The 26,718-nt window shown below is 74.6% G+C and carries 14 protein-coding genes; 5 read left to right on the top strand and 9 right to left on the bottom strand.

Annotated elements, in window-relative coordinates; all coding sequences use genetic code 11:
* Window positions 1-4: 4 nt before the first annotated feature.
* Genes HUT06_RS19705 through HUT06_RS19695 form a run of 3 tightly spaced genes read right to left on the bottom strand, consistent with a single transcriptional unit; the run spans window position 5 to window position 2,362 of the window.
* The gene (locus tag HUT06_RS19705) at window positions 5-883 is read right to left on the bottom strand and encodes a branched-chain amino acid ABC transporter permease (RefSeq protein WP_176197083.1); all 879 of its coding nucleotides are present in this window, start codon (window positions 881-883) and stop codon (window positions 5-7) included.
* Window positions 883-1,590 (bottom strand): ABC transporter ATP-binding protein, encoded by a 708-nt coding sequence (locus HUT06_RS19700; RefSeq protein ID WP_176197082.1) that lies wholly within the window; start codon window positions 1,588-1,590, stop codon window positions 883-885. The genes HUT06_RS19705 and HUT06_RS19700 overlap by 1 nt, the downstream gene beginning before the upstream one ends.
* Window positions 1,583-2,362, bottom strand: coding sequence for an ABC transporter ATP-binding protein (locus HUT06_RS19695; protein ID WP_176197081.1), 780 nt, complete (start codon window positions 2,360-2,362; stop codon window positions 1,583-1,585). Before HUT06_RS19695 ends, HUT06_RS19700 begins: the two co-directional genes overlap by 8 nt.
* A 230-nt stretch (window positions 2,363-2,592) precedes the next feature.
* On the opposite strand from HUT06_RS19695, the gene HUT06_RS19690 reads away from it, so the two are divergent.
* Complete coding sequence (locus tag HUT06_RS19690) at window positions 2,593-3,195, top strand: TetR/AcrR family transcriptional regulator (protein ID WP_176197080.1); 603 nt, start codon at window positions 2,593-2,595, stop codon at window positions 3,193-3,195.
* A gap of 59 nt (window positions 3,196-3,254) precedes the next feature.
* Here HUT06_RS19690 and HUT06_RS19685 read toward each other — a convergent pair whose 3' ends face one another.
* Window positions 3,255-4,904, bottom strand: coding sequence for a long-chain fatty acid--CoA ligase (locus tag HUT06_RS19685; protein ID WP_217711349.1), 1,650 nt, complete (start codon window positions 4,902-4,904; stop codon window positions 3,255-3,257).
* Window positions 4,905-5,005: 101 nt separating this feature from the next.
* Window positions 5,006-6,046 (bottom strand): phosphotransferase family protein, encoded by a 1,041-nt coding sequence (locus HUT06_RS19680; RefSeq protein WP_176197079.1) that lies wholly within the window; start codon window positions 6,044-6,046, stop codon window positions 5,006-5,008.
* Between the two features lie 289 nt (window positions 6,047-6,335).
* On the opposite strand from HUT06_RS19680, the gene HUT06_RS19675 reads away from it, so the two are divergent.
* The 3 genes from HUT06_RS19675 to HUT06_RS19665 all read left to right on the top strand — a co-directional run bounded on the left by HUT06_RS19675 (window position 6,336) and on the right by HUT06_RS19665 (window position 10,450).
* Window positions 6,336-8,018, top strand: coding sequence for an MFS transporter (locus HUT06_RS19675; RefSeq protein WP_176197078.1), 1,683 nt, complete (start codon window positions 6,336-6,338; stop codon window positions 8,016-8,018).
* A gap of 192 nt (window positions 8,019-8,210) precedes the next feature.
* On the top strand, window positions 8,211-9,488 hold the full coding sequence (locus tag HUT06_RS19670) for an MFS transporter (RefSeq protein WP_254715278.1): 1,278 nt from the start codon (window positions 8,211-8,213) through the stop codon (window positions 9,486-9,488).
* 98 nt (window positions 9,489-9,586) lie between these two features.
* Window positions 9,587-10,450, top strand: coding sequence for a PHB depolymerase family esterase (locus HUT06_RS19665; RefSeq protein WP_176197077.1), 864 nt, complete (start codon window positions 9,587-9,589; stop codon window positions 10,448-10,450).
* Window positions 10,451-10,511: 61 nt separating this feature from the next.
* Here the strand turns inward: HUT06_RS19665 and HUT06_RS19660 are convergent, their stop codons facing one another.
* From HUT06_RS19660 to HUT06_RS19645, 4 genes are all read right to left on the bottom strand, one after another.
* Window positions 10,512-10,709: an MbtH family protein gene (locus HUT06_RS19660; RefSeq protein ID WP_089328070.1), complete on the bottom strand. Its 198-nt coding sequence runs from the start codon at window positions 10,707-10,709 to the stop codon at window positions 10,512-10,514.
* Between the two features lie 20 nt (window positions 10,710-10,729).
* Window positions 10,730-12,016: a lysine N(6)-hydroxylase/L-ornithine N(5)-oxygenase family protein gene (locus HUT06_RS19655; protein WP_254715277.1), complete on the bottom strand. Its 1,287-nt coding sequence runs from the start codon at window positions 12,014-12,016 to the stop codon at window positions 10,730-10,732.
* A 14-nt stretch (window positions 12,017-12,030) separates the two neighbouring features.
* The gene (locus HUT06_RS19650) at window positions 12,031-13,050 is read right to left on the bottom strand and encodes an iron-siderophore ABC transporter substrate-binding protein (RefSeq protein ID WP_217711348.1); all 1,020 of its coding nucleotides are present in this window, start codon (window positions 13,048-13,050) and stop codon (window positions 12,031-12,033) included.
* Between the two features lie 100 nt (window positions 13,051-13,150).
* On the bottom strand, window positions 13,151-25,108 hold the full coding sequence (locus HUT06_RS19645; protein WP_176197075.1) for a non-ribosomal peptide synthetase: 11,958 nt from the start codon (window positions 25,106-25,108) through the stop codon (window positions 13,151-13,153).
* A gap of 116 nt (window positions 25,109-25,224) precedes the next feature.
* Here HUT06_RS19645 and HUT06_RS19640 point away from each other — a divergent pair, with 116 nt between their 5' ends.
* Window positions 25,225-26,520 carry a salicylate synthase gene (locus HUT06_RS19640; protein ID WP_254715276.1) on the top strand — a complete coding sequence of 432 codons (1,296 nt, stop codon included), beginning with the start codon at window positions 25,225-25,227 and terminating at the stop codon, window positions 26,518-26,520.
* Window positions 26,521-26,718: the final 198 nt, after the last annotated feature.

The following is a 26,718-nucleotide window of genomic DNA, read 5'->3' as shown; positions in this document are numbered from 1 at the left end:
CGCGTCACACCCTTCTCGCCGTGCTCGCCGAGAACAGGCCGTTGGGTCTGACCATCAGCACGGTGATGAGCGCCGCGAGCGCCCCGAACGTGACGAGGTCGGAGCTGACGTAGCCGGAGACGTAGCTGAGCGCGCAGCCGAGCAGCAGCCCGCCGGTGACGGCGCCGGCCGGGCTGTCCAGCCCGCCGATGACCGCCGCGGTGAACCCGAAGACGAGCATCGCGTCGAACTGGGCGGGGCCGACGAACACCGACGGGGCGATCAGCACCCCGGCGAGCGACCCGACGAGCGCGGCGAGCGCCCACCCGAGGGTGAGCATCCGGCCGACGCGGACCCCCTGCAGCCGGGCGATCTCCGGCCCGAACGCCGACGCGCGCAGCCGCAGGCCGAGGTCGGTGCGGACGAACAGCAGCGTCAGCAGCACCATCACCGCGGCGACGGCGCCGATGACGAACAGGTCGAACGGGGACAGCAGCAGCCGCGTCCCGGCGACCGACAGCCCCTTGATCGTGAACGCGGGCGGGTAGGAGTGGGGTGTGTCGCCCCAGATCATCCCGGCGCCCGCCTGCAGCAGCACGTACAGGCCGAGCGTGACGATGACGGCGTTCAGCGGCGGTTTGTTCTCCACCGGGCGGACCACGACCCGCTCGATGACCGCGCCGAGCACCAGCCCGGACGCGAGCGCGACGCCGAGCGCCAGCCAGTAGGAGCCGCCGCGGTCGATGACGCTCCAGGCGAGGAACGTCGTGAACATCAGCATCCCGCCCTGCGCGAAGTTCACGACGCGGGTGGCCCGCCAGATCAGCACCAGTGCGAGCGCGACGGCCGCGAACACCATGCCGGAGGTGATGCCGGCGAGCGTGAGATTGATGAAGCGCACCATCAGAACCCCAGGTAGGCGTGGCGGAGGCGGTCGTCGGCGGCGAGGGTCGCGGCGGGCTCGGCCGCGACGACCGCGCCGAGGTCCAGGACGATCGCGCGGTCGGCGACCGACAGCGCGCTGCGGGCGTTCTGCTCGACGAGCAGGACGGTGCGCCCGTCCTCGTCGCACAGCCGGCGCAGCACGGCCATCAGCTGGGCGACCACGCGCGGCGCCAGGCCGAGGGACGGCTCGTCGACCAGCAGCAGCCGGGGCGCGCCGGTGAGCGCGCGGGCCAGCGCGAGCATCTGCCGCTCGCCCCCGGACAGGGTGGCGGCGGTCCGCGCCCGGCGCTCGGCGAGCGGCGGGAACAGCGCGTACATCTCGGCGACGCGGCGGGCCAGCGCGGCGCGGTCGCGCCGCCACAGCCCGCCGAGCCGCAGGTTGTCCTCGACGGTCAGCTCGGTGATGACGCCGCCGCTCTGCGGGACGTGCGCGACCCCGAGCCGGACGATGTCCTCGACCGGCAGCCGGGTGAGGTCCCTGCCGTCCAGCTCGACGCGGCCCGCCCTCGGCCGCAGCAGCCCGGAGACGGTGCGCAGCAGGGTGGTCTTCCCGGCGCCGTTGGCGCCGAGCACCGCGGTCACCGAGCCCTCGTCCACCGACAGGTCCACGCCGCCGAGCGCGCGGACGGCCCCGTAGTGGACGGTGAGCCCCTTCACCTCAAGCACCCGCGACCTCCTCGCCGAGGTAGGCGTCGAGGACGGCGGGGTCGTCGCGGACCTCCGCGGGCGCCCCGCTCGCGATGACCTTGCCGAAGTCCAGCACCACGACCTGGTCGCAGACGTTCATCACGAGGTCCATGTGGTGCTCGACGAGGACGACCGCCGGGCCGCCGCGCAGCCCGCGGATCAGCTCGGCCAGCTCGTCCATCTCCGTCGCCGAGAGCCCGGCGGCGGGCTCGTCCAGCAGCAGCAGGTCGGGCTCGGCCACCAGCGCCCGCGCCAGCGCGACCCGCTTCTGCACGCCGTAGGGCAGCTGCCCGGACAGCCGGTGGGCCTCCCCTTCCACGCCCAGTTCGGCGAGGCGGGCCAGCGCCCGCTCGCGCAGCGCGGCCTCGTCGCGGTCGCCGCGCGGCAGCGCGAGGAGCCCGGACCAGAACCCGGCCCTGGCGTGCCGGTCGGCGCCGACCATCACGTTCTCCAGGACGGTGAGCCCGGGGAAGAGCCCGAGGCCCTGCAGGGTCCGGGCGACGCCGAGCCGCGTCAGGTCGTGCGGCCGGTGCCGGCCGAGGACCCGGCCGCGCCAGCGGACCTCGCCCGACACCGGCCGGACGAAGCCGCACACCACGTTGAAGAGGGTCGTCTTGCCGGCGCCGTTGGGGCCGATCACGCCGGTGACCCGGCCCTGCGGCGCGGAGAGGGACACTTCGTCCAGGGCGACCAGCCCGGCGAAGCGGACGGTCACCTCTCGTAGTTCCAAGTTCGCGGAGGAGCCGGACATATCGCCTCACCTCGCCGATGAAACAGCGTGAATCCCCCGAGGCTGAAATGCACATACCGACTGGTCGGATTCCATGAAGATAGAATCATCGGGCACTCCCGGTCAACAGCCGGTGCGCAGGTCCCGATACGGCCCCGCGCCCGCGCCGCCGGTAGGCTGTCGGCGATCTGCGGGCGGCCGCCGCCGGGACGGCGCGCGACCCCGGGGGAACCCGGAACGGAGGTGGAGTGATGACGCAGGCGCCCGTGAACCGGGTCCCCGGCAACCTGCCGCTGCCCGACCGGCTGCTCGCCGTGGCGACGCGCATGTTCGCCGACAAGGGCTTCGAGAACACCTCGGTCCAGGAGATCGTCAACGCCGCGGGCGTCACCAAGGGCGCGATGTACCACTACTTCGGCTCGAAGGACGACCTGCTCTACGAGATCTACCACCGCCTCCTCGGCCTGCAGATGTCGCGCCTGGAGCAGATCGCGGACGGCCCCGGCACCGCCGAGGAGCGGCTGCGCGCCGCCGCCGTCGACGTGCTGAACACCTCGTTCCGCTACCTGGACGACTTCACGGTCTTCTTCCGCTCGACGCACCTGCTCCCCCGCGACCGCCGCGAGGCCGTGCGCGCCGAGCGCCGCCGCTACCACGAGCGCTTCCGCGACCTCGTCGAGGAGGGCCAGCGGGCGGGCGCCTTCCGCAGCGCCACGCCCGCCGACATCGCCGTCCACTTCTTCTTCGGGACCGTCCACCAGATCGGCGTCTGGTACCGCCCCGGCGGCACCCTGGAGACCGAGGCCATCAGCGGCCACTACGTGGACCTGTTCCTGAACGGCCTGAAAGATTAGCGGCGCTCACTGAATCGAACACCGAAGCCCATTCGGTAATGGCGCGGGCGCCGCCGGATTCAGGGCTTCCCGATCCGCTCGACCTTCAGCGTCGCGTCCTTGTGGTGGGCCCGCAGGGGCTTCTTGTCGAACTTGCCGACGGTGGTCTTGGGGATCTCGTCGATGAAGGTCCAGTACTCGGGGACCTGCCAGCGGGCGACCTTGCCGGCGAGGAACGCGGCGAGCTCGCCGGCCGTCGCGGCCGCGTCCGGGCGCAGCACGACGCAGGCGAGCGGGCGCTCGTCCCAGCGCGGGTCGGGGACGCCGATGACGGCGGCCTCGGCGACGGCGGGATGGGCCATCAGGTGGTTCTCCAGCTCGACCGAGGAGATCCACTCGCCGCCGGACTTGATGACGTCCTTGGCCCGGTCGGTGATCTGGAAGAAGCCGCGGTCGTCGATGGTGCCGATGTCGCCGGTGCGCAGCCAGCCGCCGTCGAACTTCTGCGGGGCCGGGTCGCGGTGGTAGGCGCCGGTGATCCAGGGCCCGCGGACCTCGATCTCGCCGACGGCCTCGCCGTCCCACGGCAGCTCGGCGCCGGAGTCGCCGACGATGCGCATCTCGACGCCGGCGGCGACGCGGCCGGACTTCAGCCGCCACCGCATGTCCTCGTCGGTGCCGGGCTCCACGCCGGGCGGCGGGAACGCCATGCCGCCGAGCGGGCTGGTCTCGGTCATGCCCCAGCCCTGGATGATGCGCAGGCCGTAGCGCTGCTCGAACCGCTCCAGCAGGACGCGGGGCGCGGCGGCGCCGCCGGACGTCCCCGAGCGCAGGGACGACAGGTCGATCTCGTGCTGCTCCCCGTGGGCGAGGATGCCGTTCCAGATCGTGGGCACGGCGGACGCCAGCGTGCTGCGCTCGGCCTCGATGAACGTCACCAGGTGCTCGGGCTGCATGAACGGGCCCGGCATGTGGAGGGTGGCGCCGGACAGGAAGGCGCCGTAGGGCAGGCCCCAGGCGTTGACGTGGAACATCGGGACGATGGTCAGGACGCGGTCGGCCTCGGTGATGCCGACCATCGACGCCGACTGCACGGCCATCGCGTGCAGGAACGTGGAGCGGTGCGAGTACACCACGCCCTTGGGGTCGCCCGTGGTGCCGCTGGTGTAGCACATGGACGCGGCGGAGCGCTCGTCCAGCTCCGGCCACGCGAAGCCGGGCTCCTCGGCGTCGAGGAGGTCGCGGTAGCGCAGGACGGGCGCGCCGTTGCCGTTGCCCTCCAGCGCCGACGCGTCGCCGTCGCCGACCACCACGAACGCCTCGACGGCCGGGAGTTCGCCGACGACCCGCGCCAACAGCGGCACGAGACTGTCGTCCACGATGACGACCTGGTCGTCGGCGTGGTTGATGATGTGCGAGAGCTGTTCGGGGAACAGCCGGATGTTCAGCGTGTGCAGCACCGCGCCCATGGCCGGCACCGCGAAGTACGCCTCCAGGTGCTCCTGGTTGTTCCAGCAGAACGTCGCCACGCGGTCGCCGCGCCGGACGCCCAGCCGGGCCAGCGCGGCCGCGAGCCGCTCCGCGTCGCGGGCGATCTCCGCGAACGTCGCGCGGCGCGGCGGGCCGCCGCCGGTCCAGGTCACGCACTCGCTGCGGCCGTAGACGCGCGCTCCGTGCCGCAGGATCGCGGCGACCGACAGCGGAAAGTCCTGCATCGTGCTGGGGATCATGGCAATTCTCCGAAAGACGCGCGGCGGCGAACGGCCGGCAGGAAATGGACATCGCACATACCGACCGGTCGGTTCACCATAATTTCAGCGGTGCGCCGCCGTCAACGCCCGGGCGCGCCGTCCCGCAGCGCGGCGAGGCCCGCGCGCAGCAGCGGCTCGACGGCCGCGCCGACCGCGCCGAACCCCTCGCCCACGGTCTGGCCGCGCAGGTACCGGTAGTGGATGCCCTCGGAGATCACGGCGAGCTTGAAGCAGGCGAGCGCCACATAGAAGCCGATCGAGGACACGTCGCGGCCGCTCCGCGCGGCGTAGCGGGCCACCACCTCCTCCGGCGCGGGGAAGCCGGGCGCGCCGGCGGCGTCCCGGCCGCCGGGCGCCGGGGCACCCCGCCCCATGTAGACCAGCAGCAGCGCGAGGTCGGTCAGCGGGTCGCCGAGCGTGGCCATCTCCCAGTCGAGGACGGCCGCGATCCGGTCGCCGGAGTCGACGAGGAGGTTGTCGAGCCGGTAGTCGCCGTGCACGATCGCGGGCGCCGACCCGGGCGGCGGGTTCGCCGCCAGCAGCCCGTGCAGCTCGTCGGCCGCGGGCAGGTCCCTGCTGCGGGACGCGTCGAGCTGCTTCTTCCAGCGCCGCACCTGGCGGGCGAGGAACCCCTCCGGGCGTCCGAAGCCCGCGAGGCCGACGGCCTCCGGGTCGACCGCGTGCAGCGCGACGAGCGTGTCGATCATCCGGTCGGCGATGCCCGCCACCCGGTCCGGCCCGAGCGGCGCCAGCTCGGCGGCGCTCCGGTAGGGGACCCCCTCGACCATCTCCATGACGTAGAACGGCGCGCCGATCACGTCCGGGTCCTCGCACAGCGCGTAGGTCCGCGGGACGGGCACGGCGGTGCCGGCGAGCGCGGTCATCACCCGGTACTCGCGCGCCATGTCGTGGGCGGTCGCGAGCACGTGCCCGAGCGGCGGCCGCCGGACGATCCACGAGGAGCGCCCGTCGGTCACCTCGTAGGTGAGGTTGGAGCGCCCGCCCTCGACGACCCGCGCGCGCAGCGGCCCGGCCGCGGCGCCCGGCCGGACCCCGTCGAAGTACGCCCGGAACCGGTCCAGCGCCAGCCCGGGAAGGTCCGCCTCCTCGAATACCCGCATGGTCTCTCCTCGCCGTCCGAAAGCCTTGTACCGTCCGGTCGGTATGGCGCAGGATGCCGGAGGGCCGCACGCGGCGAGCGGGCATGGCAAGAGTCCGGCACACGCCGCCCCCGGGCAGGTATCCGCACGTAGATAAGACCATACCGACTGGTCGGTTTTCAATGGCGGAACTTATTGCCATTCGAGCGCGGCGGGATTACCGTGACCGCACGACGGACGGCGGAGCCGCGCTCCACCGCCGGTCGGAACCGGTTTCTCGGGGGAGAACAGCGCCCGGAGGAGTTCCTGAATGCCCGTTTCCTCGTCCACCGACGCCGGCGCCGCCGAGGGCGCCGCCGCACCGGGCCCCGCGGCCCGGCTGTGGCGCCGCGACCTGCCGCACTACCCCGAGACGGGGCGCCGCTACGGCTATCTCGCGATCGTGGTCGTCACCACGATCGTGCTGTACTACCTGCTCTACATCCAGTACGCCGTCGCGACGTCGATCATGACGCACTACTCGATGTCGTTCGCCTACTTCATCCTGCTGTCGGTGATCGGCAACGCGGTCGGCGCGTTCGCCTCGCTGCTCGCCGGGCTCGCCGACCGGTGGGGCCGAGCGAACCTCGTCGTCTACGGGCTGCTGGTCGCCGGCCTGCTGGTGCTGGCGCTGCCCTCCGCACCGGGCAAGCACACGTTCCTGGTGCTGTTCGCGCTGCTCAGCTTCATCGAGGGCATCGTGCTCGTCGCGACCCCGGCACTGATCCGCGACTTCTCCCCGCAGCTCGGCCGGGCCACCGCGATGGGCTTCTGGACGATGGGCCCGGTGCTCGGCAGCCTCGTCGTCACGACGGTGACCAGCGCGACGCTCGACACCTCCAGCTGGCAGGACGAGCTGCGCTACTCCGGGTACGCCGCGCTGGCGGTGTTCGTCGTGGCGCTGCTCGGGCTGCGCGAGCTGTCCCCGGCGCTGCGCGACCAGATCATGGTCAGCATGCGCGACCGGGCGCTGGTCGAGGCGCGCGCCAAGGGCATCGACCCCGCGCAGCAGGCGTCGGGCCACTGGCGGGCGATGATGCGGCTGGACGTCGTCGGGTCCGCCTTCGCGATCAGCGTCTACCTGCTGCTGTACTACGCGGCGGTCGGCAACTTCGTCATCTACTTCTCCGCCACGTTCGGCTACAGCGAGCAGCGCACCAACGGGCTCGCGAACTGGTATTGGGCGGCCAACGCCGTCGCGCTGGTGGTGGCGGGGCTGCTGTCGGACAGGCTCGGCGTCCGCAAGCCGCTGATGCTGGTGGGCGGCATCGGCTCGGTCGCCGCCACGGCCTGGTTCGCGCAGCTGGCCGTCCACCCCGACACCGGCTACTACACCTTCGCGTGGCTGTTCATCGCGATCGGCGTGTTCGGCGGCCTGGCGTACGCGCCGTGGATGGCGGGCTTCACCGAGACCGTCGAGAAGCACAACCCGGCGGCGACCGCGACCGGGCTCGCCGTGTGGGGCTGGATCCTGCGGCTCGTCGTGGCGGGGTCGGCGGCGTTCGTCCCGCTCGTGGTGACGTCGGTGACGCCGCTGGTGGAGCACGGGCACGAGGTGCAGGCCGCGTCCAAGGAGGCGGCGCCGGCGCTGGCGATCGTGAACCGGCACCCGCAGCTGTTCGCCGAGCTGGGCAGGTACCCCTCCGGCCAGGCGCCGCCGGAGCTGCAGGCGCGCGCGGCCAAGGAGGTCGGCCTGCCCGGCCTCGCCACCGTGCAGAAGGCGCAGCCGCAGCTGGCGGTGCTCAAGGAGCACGGCGCCGACGTGCGGAAGGCGTCCGAGGAGGGCCCGGGCCAGTGGCGGACGTGGTGGTACGTCTGCCTGGGCGGCCAGCTGGTCTTCCTGCCGTTCATCTTCATCATGACCGGGCGCTGGAGCCCCAAGCGCGCCCGCGAGGACGCCGAGGAGCACCAGCGCGCGATCGAGAAGGAGCTGGCGGCGCTCGCCAAGGAGTGAGCGCCGCCCGCGGGACCACCGCGGAACACGAGCCCCCGGCCGGGTCCTCCCCCCGGCCGGGGGCTCGCCGCGTTCCGGCCGCGTTCCGGCCGACCGACGGCCGCAAGATACTTAGTTTGACTAACATATAAGCCGGTGATAGACCGGACGGCGGTGTCCCCCGCAAACCCGACCGACCACCAGAGAGCACGAATGAAACCAGCCATGCAGGGCGGGGCGGGCGCGCAGAGCCCGTTCCGCCAGCCGAAGGCCGTCTGGGCCGTCGCGTTCGCCTGCGTCATCTCCTTCATGGGCATCGGGCTCGTCGATCCGATCCTGCCCGCGATCTCCGAGGACCTGAACGCCTCCCCCAGCCAGGTCACCCTGCTGTTCACCAGCTACCTGGTGGTGACGGCGGTCGCGATGCTGGTGACCGGCTTCGTGTCCAGCCGCATCGGCGCCAAGCGCACCCTCATCGCGGGCCTGGCCCTGATCGTGGTGTTCAGCGCCCTCGCCGGGACGTCCGGCAGCATCTCCGGGATCATCGGGTTCCGGGCCGGCTGGGGGCTCGGCAACGCGCTGTTCATCGCCACCTCCCTCGCCGTCATCGTGGCGTCGGCGAGCGGCGGGCTCGGCGGCGCGATCATCGCCTACGAGTCCGCGCTCGGCCTCGGCATCGCCGTCGGCCCGCTGCTCGGCGGGGTCCTCGGCGACATCAGCTGGCGCGGCCCGTTCTACGGCGTCGCCGCGCTGATGGCCGCCGCGCTCATCGCCACCCTCGTCCTGGTCGAACCGCAGCCGAGACCGGCGCGCAGGACCTCGATCGCCGATCCGATCAAGGCGCTCCGGCACCGCGGCCTGCTGATCATGAGCCTGACCGCGCTCTGCTACAACTGGGGCTTCTTCACCGTCCTCGGGTACGCGCCGTTCCCGATGGAGCTGAGCGCGATGAGGCTCGGCCTGGTCTTCACCGGCTGGGGGCTGCTCGTCGCGGTGTTCGCGGTGTTCGGCGCACCCCTGCTGCAGCGCAGGTTCGGCCTCGCCCGCACCCTCTACGGCAACCTGGCGCTGTTCGCGGTGAACGTCGCCGTGATCGCGGTCTTCGTGGACTCGCAGTCGGTGCTGATCGTCGCGGTGATCGTCGCGGGGATCTTCATCGGCGTGAACAACACGGTGACCACGCAGGCCGTCATGATGATCGCGCCGGTGGAGCGGCCCGTGGCTTCGGCCGCCTACGGGTTCGTCCGGTTCATCGGCGGCGGCCTCGCGCCCTACGCGGCGGGACGGCTCGTCGAGCACACCAACATCCACGTCCCGTTCGCCATCGGCGCGGGCGTGGTCGCGCTCGGCATCGGGGTCCTCGCCCTGGGGCACCGCGACCTCGCGGCGGCCGAGCGCGGCCAGGCCGGGGTCGACGCGGACGCCGCCCGGGGCGAGGCCGGCGCGGAGATCACCGAGGCAGCGGAGACGGGCTCGGGGTCCGGTTCGTAGCACGGCCGCCCACTACGCACCCGCGCACCAAAAAACGCCGATCCTTTCTGCGCGCGGGTGCGTAGCGGCGCGCGCGCACCGGGCGTTGGATCGAGGCCATGAAGATCGCCGCGCGGGCGGCGACGATCGTGGCAGTGCTCGCCGCGCTCGTCGCCCACCCCCTGCCCGCCGGGGCCTCCGAGGACGCCCCAGGAACATCGGAGCACACCATCGCCATGGGCGGCTGGGACCGCCCCTACCTGCTGCACCTCCCGCCCGGCCGGCCGGCCGGGAAGCCGCTGCCCCTGATCGTGGCGCTGCACGGCGGCCTGAACGACCCCGAGTACGTCCGCAGGCAGAGCGGCCTCGACGCGGTCGCCGACGCGCAGGGCTACGCCGTCGCCTACCCCGAGGGGTTCCTCGGCACCTGGAACGCCGGGGCGTGCTGCTCGTTCGCCCGGTGGGCGGGCATCGACGACATGTCCTTCCTCGACACGCTGATCGGGACGCTGGTGAAGCAGGGCGTCGCCGATCCGCGGCGGGTGTTCATGACCGGCTTCTCCAACGGCGGCGGCATGGCCTACCGGTACGCCTGCCAGCGGGCGGAGCGGCTCGCCGGGATCGCCGTCGTGTCGGGCGCCCTCGCCATCGGCTGCACCCCGGCCAAGCCGGTGTCGGTGCTGGCGTTCCACGGGACGCTCGACCCGTCCGTCCCGTACACGGGCGGCGGGAACATGGACGCCGACGTCCACTTCCCGTTCTTCGCCGTGCAGGTCGTCATGGAGTTCTGGCGCTGGGTGGACAAGCTGCCCGCGCTGTCGTGGCCGGTCCCGGGCGGGCCGGACGGCTGCGTCGGCACCGGGCCCGGCCCGCAGGTGGTCGCGCTGTGCACCGAGCAGGGCGGCGGCCACGAGTGGCCGTCCTACGCGAGCCGGATGATCGGCGAGTTCTTCGCGGCCCGGCCGTCCCTGCCCGCCGGCTGACGGGACGCGGGACCGGCGGGACGCAGGGGCGGGCGGCGCGGGGGACGCCGCCCGCCCCGGGTCAGCCGGCCAGGCTCCGCGGCCGGATGTCCTTCCAGTTGGCCGTGACGTAGCCGATGCACTCCGACCGCGACTCGGGCCCGAAGACCGTCGTCCAGCCGGCCGGCACGTCGGCGAACGCCGGCCACAGCGAGTGCTGGCCCTCGGCGTTGGCGAGGACGCGGAACGTCCCGTCGGGGTCGTCGAACGGATTGGTCATCGCGCCTTCCTCTCTCTCCTTCAGACGGCCGGGGTGACGCCGGCCGAGCGCCGGGCGATGGACCGGACGATCTCCCCGGTGCGGACCGCGGTCATGGACAGCAGCGACGAGGCGATCCCGTGGGTGTGCTCGGTCGCGCCCTGCAGGTAGACGCCCCAGGAGCGGCCGGGGGCGGTGGCGACGCGGTAGTCGCGCTCCACGACGGGCCGCCCGTCCGGGCCGGTGCGGCAGTCGCCGCCCGCCTCGCCGAGCAGGTCGAACGGGTCCCGCTCGCGGTAGCCGGTGGCGTAGACGAGCGCGTCGGCGTCGAGGTCGGCGGCCTCGCCGGTGGGCAGGAAGCCCACCCTGACGCGCACCGCGCCGCCGTCGTCCCGGACGTCCAGCACGCGGGAGGCGTTGAGGATGCGCAGCCGCTCGGCGCCCGCGACCTTCTCGGCGTAGGCGCGCCGGTACAGCTCGTCGATGAGGTCGAGGTCGACCACCGAGTAGTTGGTGTTGCGCGAGTACTCGAACAGCATCCGCTTCACGTCGTCGGGCGCGGCGTAGTAGTGGTCGACGGCGGCGGGGTCGAAGATGCGGTTGGCGAACGCGCTGTCGTCGGCGGGCGAGTACCCGTAGCGGGCGAAGACCGCGCAGACCTCCGTCTGCGGGTAGCTGCGGTGCAGGTACTCGACGGCCTCGGCGGCGCTCTGCCCCGCGCCGACCACGACGACGCGGCGCGGGTTCCAGCCGTCGCGCTCGCCCAGCCGGGTCAGCAGGTCCTCGGTGTGCCAGATCCGCTCCCCCGCCCGGACGCCCTCCGGCAGCACGGGTTCGAGCCCGGCGCCGATGACCACGTTGCGGGCCAGGTGCGTCTCCAGCCGGTCGTCGCGGCGCACCACGACCTCCAGGACCTCGTCGTCGTGCGGGCGGAGCGCGACGACCTCCGTCCCGTAGCGGACGCGGTCGGCGAACGCGGCGGCCGTCCATTCGAGGTAGTCGTGGAACTCCACCCGGGTCGGGAACATCGTCTTGTGGTTGACGAAGTCGACCAGCCGGCCGCGGGCGTGCAGGTAGGCGAGGAAGGAGTACCGGCTCGCGGGGTTGCGCAGCGACACCAGGTCCTTGAGGAAGTGGACCTGCATGGTGGCGCCGTCGATCAGCATCCCCCGGTGCCAGCCGAACCCCGGCTGCTTCTCGAAGAACACCGCGTCCACGCCGGGGCGGTCCGCGTCCCGCCGCTCGTCCTCCTCGGCGAGCGCGACGGCGAGGGCGAGGTTGGACGGGCCGAAGCCGATCCCGACCACGTCGTGGACACGGGGCTGCATGCGCTCCTCCTGCATCAGGCGGACTTCACCTTGCCGGCGGCCTCGGCGATCTTCGGGACGACGTTGTCGACGACGTACGGGACGGCGAGCGGGGTCGGGGTCCGCAGCGGCCAGAACGCCTTCAGGTCGAGCGGCACGTAGGAACCGCGCCTGACGACGGCGAGGTCGGCGAACAGCTTGCCGCCCTCGATCTTCCGCTGCGTCGCGGCGTCGTCGTTGTAGTGGCTGAGCAGGACGTCCACGTCCAGGACGGAGATCTTCTCCATGCTCAGCTCGGCGGCGAAGCCCTCGCCGGGCAGCTTCGCGATCCGCTCGGGCAGCGTCATGCCGAACTGCTCCAGCAGCTTCACGCTGGTGTCGTCCTTGGACTTCATCACGCCGATGTTGCCGTTGGGGAAGACGCTGGTGAACGCGAAGCCCTTGCCGTTCAGCTCGGGGTGCTCGGTCTTCACCGAGGCGATCTTCGCCTCGACGTCGGCGACGAGCTTCCTGCCGTCGGCCTCGCGCCCGACGGCCTTGGCGGTCTGCAGGGTGATCTGCTGCCAGGTGTCCTCGGCCGGGCCGGTCTGGTAGGCGACGGTCGGCGCGAGCTTGGAGAGCTTCTCGTACTCCTTGTCGATGTAGAAGTCGCCGCCCGCGAGGATGAGGTCGGGCCGCAGCGCCGCGATCTCCTCCAGGTTGAACCCGGCCTCGCCCGCCTTCAGCAGCTTCGGCTTGGCACCGGTCAGCTTGGGCGCGGTCCAGGGCGCGAGGCCGTCGGGCTGGACGCCGGTCAGCTCCGCCATGCCCGCGGGGGTGACGCCGAGCGCGAGGAGCGCGTCCTGGTCGACCTCGCCGAGCGCGACGATCCGCTTCGGCGCGGACTCGACCTTCGCGGTCCCGAGCTTGTGGGTGAGGGTGACCGGGAACGCCCCGGCGGGCCCGCCGCCGGAGGAGCCGCCGGCGGGCTCGTCGTCGCCGCCGCACGCCGCGACCGTGCCGACGCTCAGCACGAGCGCGGCGGTGGCGGCCAGGCGCCGCATCATGGTGCGCATAGAGGACCGGTGTCCTTCCAGGTTCTTCGGGGGAATACTGATCAGGGATCTTAGGTTAGGCTCACCTAACCATGCAATGGGCACGCCGGTATGAGGCGCCTCACCCCGGCCCGGCCGGGCCGAGCCGGGCCAGCAGCCCCGCGACGGTCGGCGCCGCCATCAGCGCCGCGACCTTGAGGTCCGCGCAGCCGGGCTCCCTCCTGATCCGCCGGACGAGCCGCATCGCGAGCAGCGAGTGGCCGCCGAGGTCGAAGAAGTCGTCGTCCGGGCCGACCTCCGGGACGCCGAGCTCCGCGGCGAAGATCGCGCACAGCGCCGCCTCCCGGTCGTCGGCCCCCCGCGCCGCCGCCGGGGCGGCCTCCGCCGTCACGGCGCGGGCGGTGAGCACGGCGGGCAGCGCGCCGACCCGCACGCCGGGGTCGGCGGCGACGGCCTCCAGCAGCGCGATCAGCCCGCCCGCCAGCGCCGCGACCGTGCCGCGGTCGAACAGGTCGGCGGAGTAGTCGACGATGAGCCGCAGCCCCTCGCCGTCCTCGCGGAAGATGAAGTCCAGGTCGAACTTGGCCGCGCCCGGCCCGAACAGCGCCTCGCGCTGCTCCAGGCCGGGGAACCGCACGTCGCCGACGCCCTGGTTCTCGTAGCCGACCATCACCTGGAACAGCGGGTTGCGGCCGGGCACGCGGCGCGGGCGCAGCGCCTCCACGACCGCCTCGAACGGCAGGTCCTGGTGGGCGAGCCCGGCGAGGTCGGCCTCCCGGACGCGGGCGAGCAGCTCCGCGAACGACGGGTCGCCGGACACGTCCGCGCGCAGCACGAGCGTGTTGACGAAGAAGCCGACGAGGTCGCGCGCGGCGTCCTCGGTGCGCCCGGCGACGGGGCTGCCGAGCGGGATGTCGTCGCCCGCGCCGGTGCGGTGCAGCAGCGCGGCGACGGCGGCCTGGCAGACCATGAACATGCTGGCGTTCGCGTCCCGCGCGGCCTCGCGCAGCCGGCCGGCCAGGCCGGGCGGCAGCTCGGCGGCGAGGGTGCCGCCGCGCTGCCCGACGGTGCCGGGGCGGGGCCGGTCCACCGGCAGCGGGATCTCCTCGGGCAGGTCCGCGAGCGCGCGGGCCCAGTGGTCGAGCTGCCGCGCGTGGACGCTGCCGGGGTCGAGGGGGTCGCCGAGCAGTTCCCGCTGCCACAGCGCGTGGTCGGCGTACTGGACGGGCGGCGGCTCCCATGCCGGGGCCCTCCCGTCCAGCCGGGCGGCGTACGCCTCGGCGACGTCGCGGGCGAACGGCCCGAACGACCACTCGTCGAAGGCGATGTGGTGGAAGACGGCGAGCAGCAGGTGCTCGCGCTCCCCCTCCGGGAACACCGCGACGCGCAGCGGGATGTCCCTGGACAGGTCGAACGGGCGGGCGATCACGTCCTCCGGCGCGCAGCCGGCGACCTCCAGCACGGGCCGCGCCTCATCCGGCGGAAGGATCCGCTGGTAGGGGGTGCCGTCGTGCTCGGTGAAGACGGTGCGGAGGCTCTCGTGCCGGGCGGTGACGTCCCCGATCGCCGCCTCCAGCGCCGCGCGGTCGAGGTCGCCGCGCAGCCGCACGGCGAGCGGCAGGTGGTAGGCGCCGCGCGGCCCGTCGTCCTCGCGCAGCAGCTGGTCGAGCAGCCACAGGCGGCGCTGCGCGGACGACAGCGGGATCCGCTCGGGCCGTTCCCTCGGCGCCAGCGCGGGCCGGGGCTCCGCGCCGGCGTCGCGGTGCACCCGCTCCGCCAGCTCGGCGACGGTCGGCGCCTCGAACAGGTCGCGGATCGCCAGTTCGGCGCCGAGCACCGCGCGGGCGCGGCCGACGAGCCGCGTCGCGAGCAGCGAGTGGCCGCCGAGGTCGAAGAAGCCGTCGTCGATCCCGGCGCCGGGGGCGTCCAGCACCTCGGCGAACAGCGTGCACAGCAGCCGCTCGACGGGGGTGCGCGGCGGCCTGCCCGCCTTGCGCGGCCCGCCCTGCCCGGGGTCGGGCAGGGCGCGCCGGTCGAGCTTGCCGTTGACGGTGAGCGGGAGCGCGTCCAGCGTCATGACCGCGCTCGGCACCATGTAGCCGGGCAGCCGCGCCTTGAGGCCCTCCCGGACGCGGGCGGCGAGCACGCCGTGGTCGCGCGCCGCGACCGGGTTGTTCGCGTACGACTCGGGGGTTCGGCCCGGCTCCGCCGGGAGGTGCGCCGCTCCCCCGCCGAACACGGCGTCGTAGCGGCCGGGCCGGTCGGAGGGGGTGAGCACGACGTCCGGGAAGAGCGCGTGGAGGGTCTCCGGCTCGATCCCGTCGCGGACGGTCAGCGCCTGCCCGGCCTCGTCCGCCGTTCCGCCGTCGCGGAGCGTCCGCCACGCGGCGGCCTCGCCCGACAGCCGCGGGTCGGGGATCCCCCGCACCCGCAGCGGGCCCTCCGGCCCGGCCTTGAGGTCGTCGAGGGTCGTCCAGTCGATGGCCGGGGTCTGCGGGGCGGCCGGGGCGTCCTTGTACAGGACGACGTCGTAGCGGTGGCGGGTCAGCTCGTTGTGGTGCGTGCCGCGCTTGGTGAGGACGTCGACGCGGGCGGGGCCGTCCAGCGCGGCGAAGAAGGCGGGGTCGAGGAGGAGTTCCTTCTCCATGCGGACGGCGCGTTCGACGGCGTCGAGGTCGCCGCCGCCGCGGCCGAGCTGGATCGCGGCGTGCAGGCAGTGGACGGTCCGCAGGTCGCGGACGTCGCCGACGAACAGCGCCCCGCCGGGGGCGAGGAGCCGCATCGCCTTGGCGATGACGTCCGCGAGGTAGCCGGCGCCGGGGAAGTACTGCACCACCGAGTTGATCACGATGGTGTCGAAGTGCGCCTCGGGGAGGCCGGCGGTGTCGTGGGCGGGCCGGCAGCTCAGCCGGACGCCCGAGTCGTCACCGAGGTCGTGCCTGAGCTTGGCGATGACGGGCTCGGAGAAGTCGGTCCCCCAGTACTCCTCGCTCTCGGGCGCGAGGCGGGTGAGCAGGAGGCCGGCTCCGACGCCGATCTCCAGGACGCGGCGGGGCCGCAGCGCGCGGATGCGGTCGACGGTCGTCTCCCGCCATTCGCGCATGTCGTCGAGCGGGATGGGGGCGCCGTCGTAGCTGCTGTCCCAGCCCGCGAACTCCTCGGTGTGGACGACCGTGCCGACCTCGGTGTACTCGGCGTCGTAGAGCTGCCGCCACTCGGCTAGCTGCTCGTCGGCGGCGCCCTCGCGGGAGCCGTCGGGGACGATGTAGCCGATGAGCCGCTTCACACCGGCCACGCCGGTTTCGGCGGCGACGACCGCCGCCTGGCCGACGCCGGGCTCGGCGGCGAGCGCGGTCTCGATCTCCTCCAGCTCGACCCGGTAGCCGCGGATCTTCACCTGGTCGTCGGTGCGGCCGAGGAAGTCGATGTTGCCGTCGGCGCGGACCCGGACGAGGTCGCCCGTCCGGTACATGCGGCCCCCCGCCGAGGCGTCGGCGTGGAAGGGGTCGGCGACGAAGCGCTCGGCGGTCAGGTCGGCGCGGCCGAGGTACCCGCGCGCCAGGCCGTCGCCCGCGATGTACAGCTCGCCGGGCGCGCCCGGCGGGACGGGCCGCAGCCACGCGTCCAGGACGTAGCCGCGGGTGTTCCAGATCGGCTTGCCGACGGTCGGGGTGGCGCTGTCCTCGGTGCCGCCGCCGAGCGTGTTGATGGTGTACTCGGTCGGCCCGTACAGGTTGTAGCCGAGCACGCCGTCGGCCCGCGCGAGCCGGTCCCACACGGAGGCGGGGACGGCCTCGCCGCCGAGGAGGACGAGCGGCGGGCGGTGCCCGCCGTCCAGGAGCCCCTCGTCGAGGAGCTGCTGGGCGTAGGTCGGGGTCACGTTGATGACGTCGACGCGGTGCCGGCGCAGGTAGGCGGTGAGCGCCTCGGCGTCGCGGCGCAGGTCCTCGTCGCAGACGTGCACCTCGTGGCCCTCGATGAGCCAGAGCAGCTCCTCCCACGACATGTCGAAGGAGAACGAGACGGTGTGCGCGATGCGCAGCCGCCGCCCGGCGGAGGCGACGACGGGGTCGAAGATGCGGGCGCGGTGGTTGAACTGCATGTTGGTGAGGCCGCGGTACGGCGTCACCACGCCCTTGGGGCGTCCGGTGGACCCGGAGGTGTAGATGACGTAGGCGGGGTGGTCGAGCCGTCCGGGGGTGCCGGGGGCGAAGCCGGGCAGCTCGTCCGGGGACGGGTCGGTGCCGGGCAGGGCGGCGAGGGCGCGGGCGGTCCCGGGGTCGTCCAGCGCGAGGGTCGTGCCGGAGAAGGCGAGGCCGGCGGCGATCTCGCGGTGCGAGACCAGGCAGGCGGGGGCGGCGTCGCGCAGCATGAAGTCGAGCCGGTCGGCCGGGTAGTCGAGTTCGAGCGGCAGGTAGGCGGCGCCCGTGCGCAGGACGGCGAACAGCGCGACCACCATCTGCGCGGAGCGCGGCAGCGCGAGCGCGACGACCTTCTCCGGGCCCGCGCCGCTCGCGAGCAGCAGGCGCGCGAGGCGGTTGACCTCGGCGTTCAGCTCCCCGTAGGTGAGGCGGACGTCCGGGAGGGAGACGAGAGCGAGGTCGTCCGGCTGCTCGGCGGCGCGTGCGGCGAGCAGTTCCGCGACCGTCCGCTCGGGGACGGGGTGCCGTGCGTCGTCCCAGTCGCGGCGGAGCCGGTCGTGCTCGTGGGGAAGGAGCAGGTCGAGCCGGTGGCACGGGGTCTGCGGGGCGTCGGCGAGGCGCTGGAGCACCGACACGTACCGGTCGGTGATGCGTTCGGCCTCCGCCTCGGTGAACGCGTCGCCCCGGTACATGACGCGGAGCCCGGCGCCGGGCTCGACGACCATCGTGATCGGGTAGTGGGTGGCGTCGCGGACCTCGCGGCCGAGGACGCGCAGGTCCCCGTCCGGGCCGAAGCCGCGGTCGGTCGGCATGCCGGGGAAGTTCTGGAAGACGAACAGCGTGTCGAACAGCGAGCCGAGGCCGGTGGCGCGCTGGACGTCGGCGAGCGCGACGTAGGAGTGGTCGAACAGCTCGGACTGCGCCGCCTGGACGCGGTCGAGCACGGCGGCGAGCGCGTCCGCCGGGCCCGCCTGCACCCGGACGGGGATGGTGTTGAACAGCAGCCCGACCATGGACTCGACGCCGTCGACGTCCGGGTGGCGGCCGGAGACGGACGCGCCGAAGACGACGTCGTCCCGCCCCGTGAGGCCCATCAGGACCAGGCCCCACGCGGTCTCGAAGAGGGTGCCCGGGGTGACGCCCCGGTCGCGGGCGGCGGCGTCCAGGCGTCCGGCGAGGCCGGGCGGCAGCGGCCGGTGCAGCTCCCCGGCGGCCGACGGGTCGGCGGGCTCGCCGGCCAGCCCGGGGCGGACGAGCGCGGGCTCGTCGAAGCCGTCGAGCGCGCGGCGCCAGGCGTCCACGGCGGCGTCCTTGTCGCGGGTGCCGACCCAGTCGAGGAACGCGCGGAACGGCGCGACGGGACGCGCCCGCTCGGCGGCGGCGTCGGTGTAGGAGTCGAGCAGCGAGGTGACGAGCAGGCCGCCGGACCAGCCGTCCAGCAGGATCAGCTCGGAGGTCAGGACGAGGCGGTGGTCGTCCTCCGCCAGGCTGGCGAGCGCGAACCGGATCAGCGGCGGGCTGCCGGGGTCGAACGGCTCGGCGCGCTGCGCGTCGATGAACGCCTCCAGGCCGTCGCGCGGCACGGCGGCGTGCGTCCACGGCACGTCGAAGCCGTCGGGGACGAACTGCACGGCGCGGTCGCCGTCCGTCCGGAACCCGGCGCGGAGGTTGGGGAACTTGTCCAGCACGGCGCGCGCCGCGTCCGCCATCCGGCCGGGGTCGACGGGCCCGGACAGCGTCACCACGGCCTGCTGGACGTAGATGTCGCGGCCCTCGCCGGCGAGCATCAGGTGGAAGAGCAGCCCTTCCTGGAGCGGCGACAGCGGCAGCTCCCCGGCCGGTTCGGCCGGAAGGCCGGGCGCGGCGCCGGCGGTGGTCCCGGCCGCCCGGGCCAGGGCCTCGACCGTCCGGAGGCGGAACACGTCGCGGACGGTGAACGACAGCCCGGCGCGGCGGGCGCGGGCGACGAGGAGCGCCGCGCTGATGCTGTCGCCGCCGGTGCGGAAGAAGTCGTCGTCGGCGCCGGCGGCGTCGCGGCCGAGGACGCTCGCGGCGAGCCGCGCGAGGACGCGTTCCGGCTCGGTCGCGGGCGCGCGGCCGGCCGCCGGGCGCCCCGGCTCGGGGAGGGCGCGCCGGTCGACCTTGCCGTTCGGGTTGAGGGGCAGCTCGTCCAGGACGACCAGCTCGGACGGGACGAGGTGGCCCGGCAGCAGCCCGCGCAGCGCCGCCCGCACGTCCTCGGGGTCGGCGTCGCCGGTGATGTACCCGACGAGGCGGGAGCCGTGCGCGGCGACGGCGGCCCGCCGCACGCCCGGCCGGGCGGCGAGCGCGGCCTCGACCTCGCCCGGCTCGATCCGGAACCCGCGGATCTTCAGCTGCGCGTCGGCGCGGCCGAGGAAGTCGAGCCGGCCGTCCGGGCGGCGCCGGACGCGGTCGCCGGTCCGGTAGAGGCGGGAGCCGGGCGGGCCGAACGGGTTCGCGACGAACCGCTCGGCGGTGCGGGCCGGGTCGCCGAGGTAGCCGCGCGCCAGCCCGTCGCCCGCCAGGTACAGCTCCCCGGCGGGGACCTCGCGGAGCGCGGCGTCGAGCACGTACGCGCGGGTGTTGGCGATCGGGGCCAGCCCGCCGCCTTCACCGGGCAGGGCGATGAGGCTGTCGCCGGCCGCCTCCGAGCACCCGTACAGGTCGATGACGCGGGCCGGGATCTTCGCGGCGAGCGCGGCGGGCAGCGCCTCGCCGCTGCTGATCCAGGTGGTGACGGACGGGGGCGGCCCCTGCTCCGCGAACGCGGCGAGCAGGCTCGGGACGAGCGTGACGAGCCGGACGCCGTGCCGTTCGACGAACTCCGCCAGCGCGACGGCGTCGGACGCGGTGGCGTCGTCGGCGATGGCGACCGTGTCCCCGGCGGCGAGGCCGCCGAGCAGCTCGGTCGTCCCGTCGATGAACGCGGGCGAGGACTTGGCGACGCGGACGCCCGGCGCGGCGAGGCCCGCGCCCCAGGCGAGCCGGTTGGCGAGGGCGCGCTGGGTGCCGGCGACGGCCTTCGGCGTCCCCGTCGACCCGGACGTGAAGACCACGTACGCGGGGTGGTCGGGGTGCGGGTCCGGCCGGGCGCGGCGGGGCGCGTCGCCCGGCGGCTCGTCGCGGCCGAGGACGAGCAGGGGCCGCACGGCGTCCAGCATCGCCTCGATGCGGGCGGGCGGGTAGGACAGGTCGAGCGGCAGGTAGGCGGCGCCCGTCTTGAGCACGGCGAGCAGCGCGACGGCGAAGTCGTCCGAGCGGGGCAGGGCGAGCGCGACGACCCGCTCGGGACCGGCGCCGGCGGCGGCGAGCCGGTCGGCGAGCGCCTCGGCGCGGCGGTCGAGATCGGCGTAGGTGAGGGCGGTGCCGCCGAAGACGACGGCGGTCCGGTCGGGGGTGCGCGCCGCCTGCTCCTCGATGAGCGCGGCGACCGTCTTCACCGGGAAGTCGCGGGCCGTGTCGGGGTGCTCGACGGGCGCGCCGAGGGTGGACAGCCGCCGTCCGGGGTCCGCGGTGACCTGGTCGATCAGGTCTTCCAGGCCGTCCAGGAGCCCCTCGATGGTGGCGGCGTCGAACAGGTCGGCGGCGAACGCCGCGAACCCCTGGACCTCGTCGTCGCCCTCGGCGAAGTACAGGTCGAGGTCGAACTTCACGCCGCCGGTCTCGGGCAGGAACGGCTCGGCGCGCACGCCCGGCAGCGCGAGCCGCACGTCGTCGAGGCGCTGGTGGACGATCATCACCTGGAACAGCGGGCTGCGGGCCAGCGAGCGCTCCGGTGCGAGCCTGTCCACGACCCGCTCGAACGGGACGTCGGCGCGGGAGAACGCGGCGAGGTCGGCGGCGCGCACCCGCTCCAGCAGTTCGGCGAACGCCGGGTCGCCGGACAGGTCGGTGCGCAGCACGAGCGGGTTGACGAACACCCCGACGAGGCCGGCGAGGTCCTCGTCGGCGCGGCCGGCGATGGGCGAGCCGAGCGCGATGTCGTCGCCGGCGCCGGACCGCTGGAGCAGCGCGGCGACGGCGGCGTGCAGCACCATGAACACGCTGGTCCCGGTGTCGCGGGCGAGCCGCCGCACCCCGGCGGCGGGGAGCCGGAACGGGACGAGCCCGCCCCGGTGGCTCGCCTCCGCCGGGCGCGGCCGGTCGAACGGCAGGACGGTCTCCTCGGGCAGGCCCGCGAGGGTCTGCGCCCAGAAGTCGAGTTGCGGCGCCGCGTCGGGCGCGGCCTCGCGCTGCCAGGCCGCGTAGTCGGCGTACTGGACGGGCAGCGGCTCCCAGGCGGGCGCGCGCCCGTCCCGCCGGGCCTCGTAGGCGTGCGCCAGGTCGGCCAGCAGCGGCGTGAACGACCATTCGTCGGCGGCGGCGTGGTGCAGCAGCAGGATCAGCGACCAGTCGTCCTCGCCGGTCCGGACGAGGGTGCCGCGGACGGGCAGGTCGCGGCCGATGTCGAAGGCGTGCGCGGTGGCGTCCCGCTCGATGGCGGCGAGGCGCTCGGGGGGCTCGCCGCGCGCGTCGACGCGGGCGAGGCGCACGGCGGTGCCCGGTTCGAGGACGCGCTGGACGGGCAGGCCGTCCGGCCCCTCGACGAGCAGCGTGCGCAGCGCCTCGTGGCGGGCGACGACATCGGCCAGCGCCGCGCCCAGCGCGCCGGCGTCCACGGGGCCGTGCAGGCGCAGGCCCAGCGGCAGCGCGTACGACGCGGACGGGCCGCGCAGCCGCTCCTCCAGCCACAGCCCGCGCTGCGCCGCCGACGCCGGCACGACCGCGGGCCGCTCGACGTCGCGGACGCGGACCGCGTCGGTCGCGGTGAGCCGGGGCGCGAGCGCGGCGACGGTCGGGGCCTCGAACACGTCCGCGATGGACAGTTCGGCGCCGAGCACGGCGCGCGCCCTGGCGGCGACGCGGGTGGCGAGCAGGGAGTGCCCGCCGAGCGCGAAGAAGTCGTCGTCGATGCCGACGCCCTCGGCGCCGAGCAGTTCGCCGAAGATCGCGCAGAGCGCGGCCTCGCGGGCGTCGCGCGGCGCGCGTCCGGAGACCTCGGCCTCGGGGGCGGGCAGCGCGGCGCGGTCGAGCTTGCCGTTGACCGTGCGGGGCAGCGCGTCGAGGGCAACGAGGGCGGACGGCACCATGTACTCGGGCAGCGCCCCGGCGAGCGCGTCCCGGAGCGCCGCGGCCCCGGTCTCCTCGCCGGAGGGGACGTAGTAGCCGGTGAGGCGGGGCTCGCCGGGGCGGTCCTCGCGGACCACGACGGCGGCCTGCGCGACGCCCGGCTGCGCGGCGAGCACCGCCTGCGCCTCCGCCGGCTCGATCCGGAACCCGCGGATCTTCACCTGGTCGTCGGTGCGGCCGAGGTACTCCACCGACCCGTCGCGGGCGCGGCGCGCGAGGTCGCCCGTCCGGTACATGCGGGAGCCGGGCGGCCCGAACGGGTCGGCGGTGAACCGCTCCGCCGTGAGGCCGGGGCGGCCGGTGTAGCCGCGGGCGAGCTGCGCGCCCGCCAGGTACAGCTCGCCGGGCACGCCGGGCGGCACCGGGCGCAGCCGTGCGTCCAGGACGTACGCGCGGGTGTTCCAGAACGGGGTGCCGATGCCGGACGCGGGCAGGTCGGCGGACGTCGCCCAGATCGTCGCCTCGGTCGGCCCGTACATGTTGGTGGCGAGCGCCGCCGTCCCCGCCAGCGATTCCGCGAGCGCGGCGGGCAGCGCCTCGCCGCCGACCAGCACCCGAAGGCCCTCCAGCGCGGCCGGGTCGAGCGTGCCGAGCAGCGACGGGGTGCCCTGGACGACCGTGGCGCCCTTGAGCAGCCCGGCGAGCGCGGCGGGGTCGCGGACGTCGGCCCGGCCGGCGAGGACGACGGTCGCGCCGCTGATGAGCGGGGCGAACAGCTCCAGCGCGGCGATGTCGAACGCGATCGTCGTCACCGCGACGAGCCGGTCGCCTTCGCCGAGGCCCAGCCGGTCCCGGGTGAACAGGAGGAGGTTGGCGAGCGCGCCGTGCGGGATCGCCACGCCCTTGGGGCGGCCGGTCGAGCCGGAGGTGTAGATGACGTAGGCGAGCTGGTCGGGACGCGTCGCGGTGGGCGCCGCGCTCGCCGACTCCGGGGGGCCGTCCAGGATGAGCAGGTCCGCGGTGCCGGGGAGGAGACGCGCGGTCTGCGGTGCGGCGATCGTGCAGAGGGGCCGGGCGTCGTCCAGCATGTAGGCGAGCCGGTCGGCGGGGTGGTCGAGGTCGAGCGGCAGGTACGCGGCGCCCGCCTTCAGGACGCCGAGCAGCGCCACGACGAGATCGGGGGTGCGGGGCAGCGCGAGCGCGACGACGCTCTCAGCCCTGGCGCCCCTGGCGCGCAGCTCCGCCGCGAGCGCCGACGACCGCTCGTCCAGCTCGGCGTAGGTGAGCGACTCCGCCCCGGTCTCGACGGCCGTCGCGCCGGGGGTCCGGGCGGCCTGCTCGGCGAACAGCGCCACGACGTCGGTGCCGGGCACGGGATGCCCGGTGGCGTTGGCGTCCTCGATGAGGGCGCGCTCGTCCTCGCCCATGAGGTGCAGGGCGCCGATCGGTCGGTCCGGGTCGGCGACCGCGTCGGCGAGGAGCGTCTCCAGGTGGGCGAGCAGCGCGTCGATGCGCTCGTCGTCGAACAGCTCGCGCCGGAACGTGGCCTCGACCGTCATGCCCTGCGGCCGGACGAACGCCTCCAGTGACAGGTCGAAGTGCGTGGTGCCGTTGTGGACGTGCGTCCAGCTCGACGCGATCCCGGGCAGGTCGAGCTCGCCGATCTCCTGCGCGAGGAACAGCAGCATGGTGTCGAAGAACGCCGACCGGCCCCGTCCCCGCGCGGGGCGCAGATCCTGGACGATCCGGTCGTACGGGAGGGCCTGGTGCGCGAAGCCCTCGGTGACCGTCGCGCCGGTGCGGCGCAGCGCCTCCCGGAACGTCGGCGCGCCCGACAGGTCGGTGCGCATCACCAGCGTGTTGCCGAAGTTGCCGACGAGCCGCTCGGTCTCGGCGTGCTCCCGGTTCATCACCGCCGACCCGACCGCGACGTCCTCGGACCCGGTGTAGCGGTGCAGCAGGACGGCGTACGCGGTGAGCATCACCATGTACGGGGTGAGGTTCTCCTCGGCGGCGAGCCGGCGCATGCCGTCCGTCACCGCGTCGTCGAAGCGGCGCGCCCGGCGCCCGCCGCGCTCGGACGCGGCGGGCCCGCGCGGATGGTCGGCGGGCAGGTCGAGCGGTGCGGGCGGCGGGTCGAGGCGCTCCCGCCAGTAGGCCAGGTCGGCCTCGTCGGCGGGCCGCCGCTGCTCCCACTCGGCGTAGTCGGCGTACTGGACGCCGAGGGCCGGGAGCCCGTCCGGCTCCCCGGTCGCGGCCGCGCGGTACAGGGCCGACAGGTCGCGCGACAGCGAACCCCAGGTCATCCCGTCCCACGCGATGTGGTGGACGACGACGACGAGCGCGTGCGCGTCCTCGCCGAGCTCCAGCAGCTCAAGCCGGATCGGGCGCTCGCCGCGCAGGTCGAACGGCAGCGCGGCCAGCTCCGCCGCCCGCGCGTCGGCGTCGCCGCAGGGGACGGGCGGGAGGTCGAGGGAGTCGTCCTGCGTGACGATCTGGACGGCGGTCTCGCCATCGGCGTCGGCGTACGTGGTGCGCAGGACGGCGTGGCGCCGGATCAGGCCGCGCAGCGCCCGCTGGAGCGCGCCGGTGTCGAGGGGCCCGTCCATGCGGACGAGGAGGCAGACGTTGTAGGTGGGGCTGTCCGGGAAAGTGCGGTGGTGCAGCCACATGCTCTGCTGCGCGTAGGACAGGGGCGCCGGCCCGTCCGAGCCGCGCGGGGCGATGCCGGAGCCCCCCGTCCCCAGGCCGGCCTCGGCCATCATCCGCCGCATCAGTTCGCGTCGCCGCGCCGTCGTCGTCTGCACGCCCGCTCTTTCGTCCGACTCCATGATCGCGGGTTAGGTTAGCCTTGCCTATGGACAACGCACAAGGTTAGCCTTACCTAACTTGATCTTCTCGCCGCGAGAGGGAGTTGGCTGCCTTGTCCATCGGTCTGCGCGCTGATGCGAACCCCACGGAGCTCGTGCTGGAATGCACCGCCGAGCCGCTTGCCGTCATGGCCCGGCTGGCCGGGTCCGGCCTCTTCGGCGACTACGTGGTGTACGAGCGGCCCGGCTCGTGGACGTTCGCGGGCGGCGTGCTCGGCGAGGTCGTCCTCGACGCCGGCACCGTGCACGTCCGCTGGCCGGGGCGCCCGCCGTCCACCGGGCCCTGGTCGGGCCGCCCCGCCGACGCGCTCCGCGACACCTTCGCCGACGCGCCGCTGACCGCCTGGAACGCCTACGGCTGGATCGCGTTCGAGTTCGCCGCGGCCCGTCCCACCGGGCGGCTCGCGCACCTGATCGTCCCGCGCACCGAGGTCCGGGTCGAGGACGGCCGCGCCCGCGTGACCGGCGCCGACGTCCAGCGGGTCGCCGCGCTGCTCGCCGCCGCCGCGCCGGTCGCCGGGACCCCCTCCCCCGTCGACGTCCGCGTCGGCGGCGACGCCTACCGCGCCAAGGTCGCCGCGGCCGTCGCCGAGATCCGCGCGGGCCGCTACCAGAAGGTCATCGTCTCCCGGCGGCTGGACGTCCCGCACCCCGTCGACGTCATCGCGACGTACGCGCGCGGCCGCGAGGCCAACACCCCGGCCCGCTCGTTCCTGCTCGACCTCGGCGGCTTCCAGGCCACCGGGTTCAGCCCCGAGGTCCTCGCGACCGTGGACGCCGCCGGCCGCGTCATGACCCAGCCCCTCGCCGGCACCCGCGCGTTCGGCGCCGGCGCCGAGAACGACGCCCGCACCCGCCGCGAGCTGGAGAACGACCCGAAGGAGATCTTCGAGCACGCCGTCTCCGTCCGGACGTCGCTGGAGGAGCTGCGCCGCGTGTGCGATCCCGCCACCGTCCAGGTGACCGACTTCATGACGGTGAAGGAGCGCGGCAGCGTCCAGCACCTCGGCTCCCGCGCGGCGGGCGTCCTCGCGCCCGGCCGCTCCCCGTGGGACGCCCTGGAGGCCCTCTTCCCCGGTGTCACCGCGTCCGGCATCCCGAAGCCCGCGGCGATCGAGGCGATCACCCGGCTCGAGGACCGCCGGGGCATGTACTCCGGCGCCGTCGTCGCCGTCTCCCACGACGGCTCCCTCGACTCGGCGCTCGTCCTGCGCGCGCTCTACTGCGAGGACGGCCGCGCCTGGCTGCGCGCCGGCGCCGGGATCGTCAGCGCGTCCACCCCCGAGCGCGAGTACGAGGAGACCTGCGAGAAGCTCTCCAGCATCGCCCCCTACGTCGTCCGCCGCTGACCCGCCGCGGGGCGGGTGGGGACCCCGCCATGCCGGAACTCCCCGATGTCGAGGGCTTCCGCCGGGTGCTCGCCGCGCACACCGGCGAGCCGATCCGCGCGGTCACGGTCCTCGACGCGGGCGTCCTGCGCGACGCGCTGTGCGCCGCCGCGTCTCGGGCCGCCGGACCGTCTGGTGCCCGGCCCGCCAGCCCGCGCG

It is taken from the genome of Actinomadura sp. NAK00032, assembly GCF_013364275.1.
Classification (GTDB): Bacteria; Actinomycetota; Actinomycetes; order Streptosporangiales; family Streptosporangiaceae; genus Spirillospora.
The sequence above is the reverse complement of the archived record's forward strand: the minus strand, read 5'-3'. Positions and strand labels throughout refer to the sequence as shown.

Bases quoted from the DNA above. Each gene is read 5' to 3' on its own strand.
- HUT06_RS19705 (WP_176197083.1), bottom strand. From the start codon at position 883: ATGGTGCGCTTCATCAATCTCACGCTCGCCGGCATCACCTCCGGCATG.
- HUT06_RS19695 (WP_176197081.1), bottom strand. From the start codon at position 2,362: ATGTCCGGCTCCTCCGCGAACTTGGAACTACGAGAGGTGACCGTCCGC.
- HUT06_RS19690 (WP_176197080.1), top strand. From the start codon at position 2,593: ATGACGCAGGCGCCCGTGAACCGGGTCCCCGGCAACCTGCCGCTGCCC.
- HUT06_RS19685 (WP_217711349.1), bottom strand. From the start codon at position 4,904: ATGATCCCCAGCACGATGCAGGACTTTCCGCTGTCGGTCGCCGCGATC.
- HUT06_RS19680 (WP_176197079.1), bottom strand. From the start codon at position 6,046: ATGCGGGTATTCGAGGAGGCGGACCTTCCCGGGCTGGCGCTGGACCGG.
- HUT06_RS19675 (WP_176197078.1), top strand. From the start codon at position 6,336: ATGCCCGTTTCCTCGTCCACCGACGCCGGCGCCGCCGAGGGCGCCGCC.
- HUT06_RS19670 (WP_254715278.1), top strand. From the start codon at position 8,211: ATGAAACCAGCCATGCAGGGCGGGGCGGGCGCGCAGAGCCCGTTCCGC.
- HUT06_RS19665 (WP_176197077.1), top strand. From the start codon at position 9,587: ATGAAGATCGCCGCGCGGGCGGCGACGATCGTGGCAGTGCTCGCCGCG.
- HUT06_RS19660 (WP_089328070.1), bottom strand. From the start codon at position 10,709: ATGACCAATCCGTTCGACGACCCCGACGGGACGTTCCGCGTCCTCGCC.
- HUT06_RS19655 (WP_254715277.1), bottom strand. From the start codon at position 12,016: ATGCAGCCCCGTGTCCACGACGTGGTCGGGATCGGCTTCGGCCCGTCC.
- HUT06_RS19650 (WP_217711348.1), bottom strand. From the start codon at position 13,050: ATGCGCACCATGATGCGGCGCCTGGCCGCCACCGCCGCGCTCGTGCTG.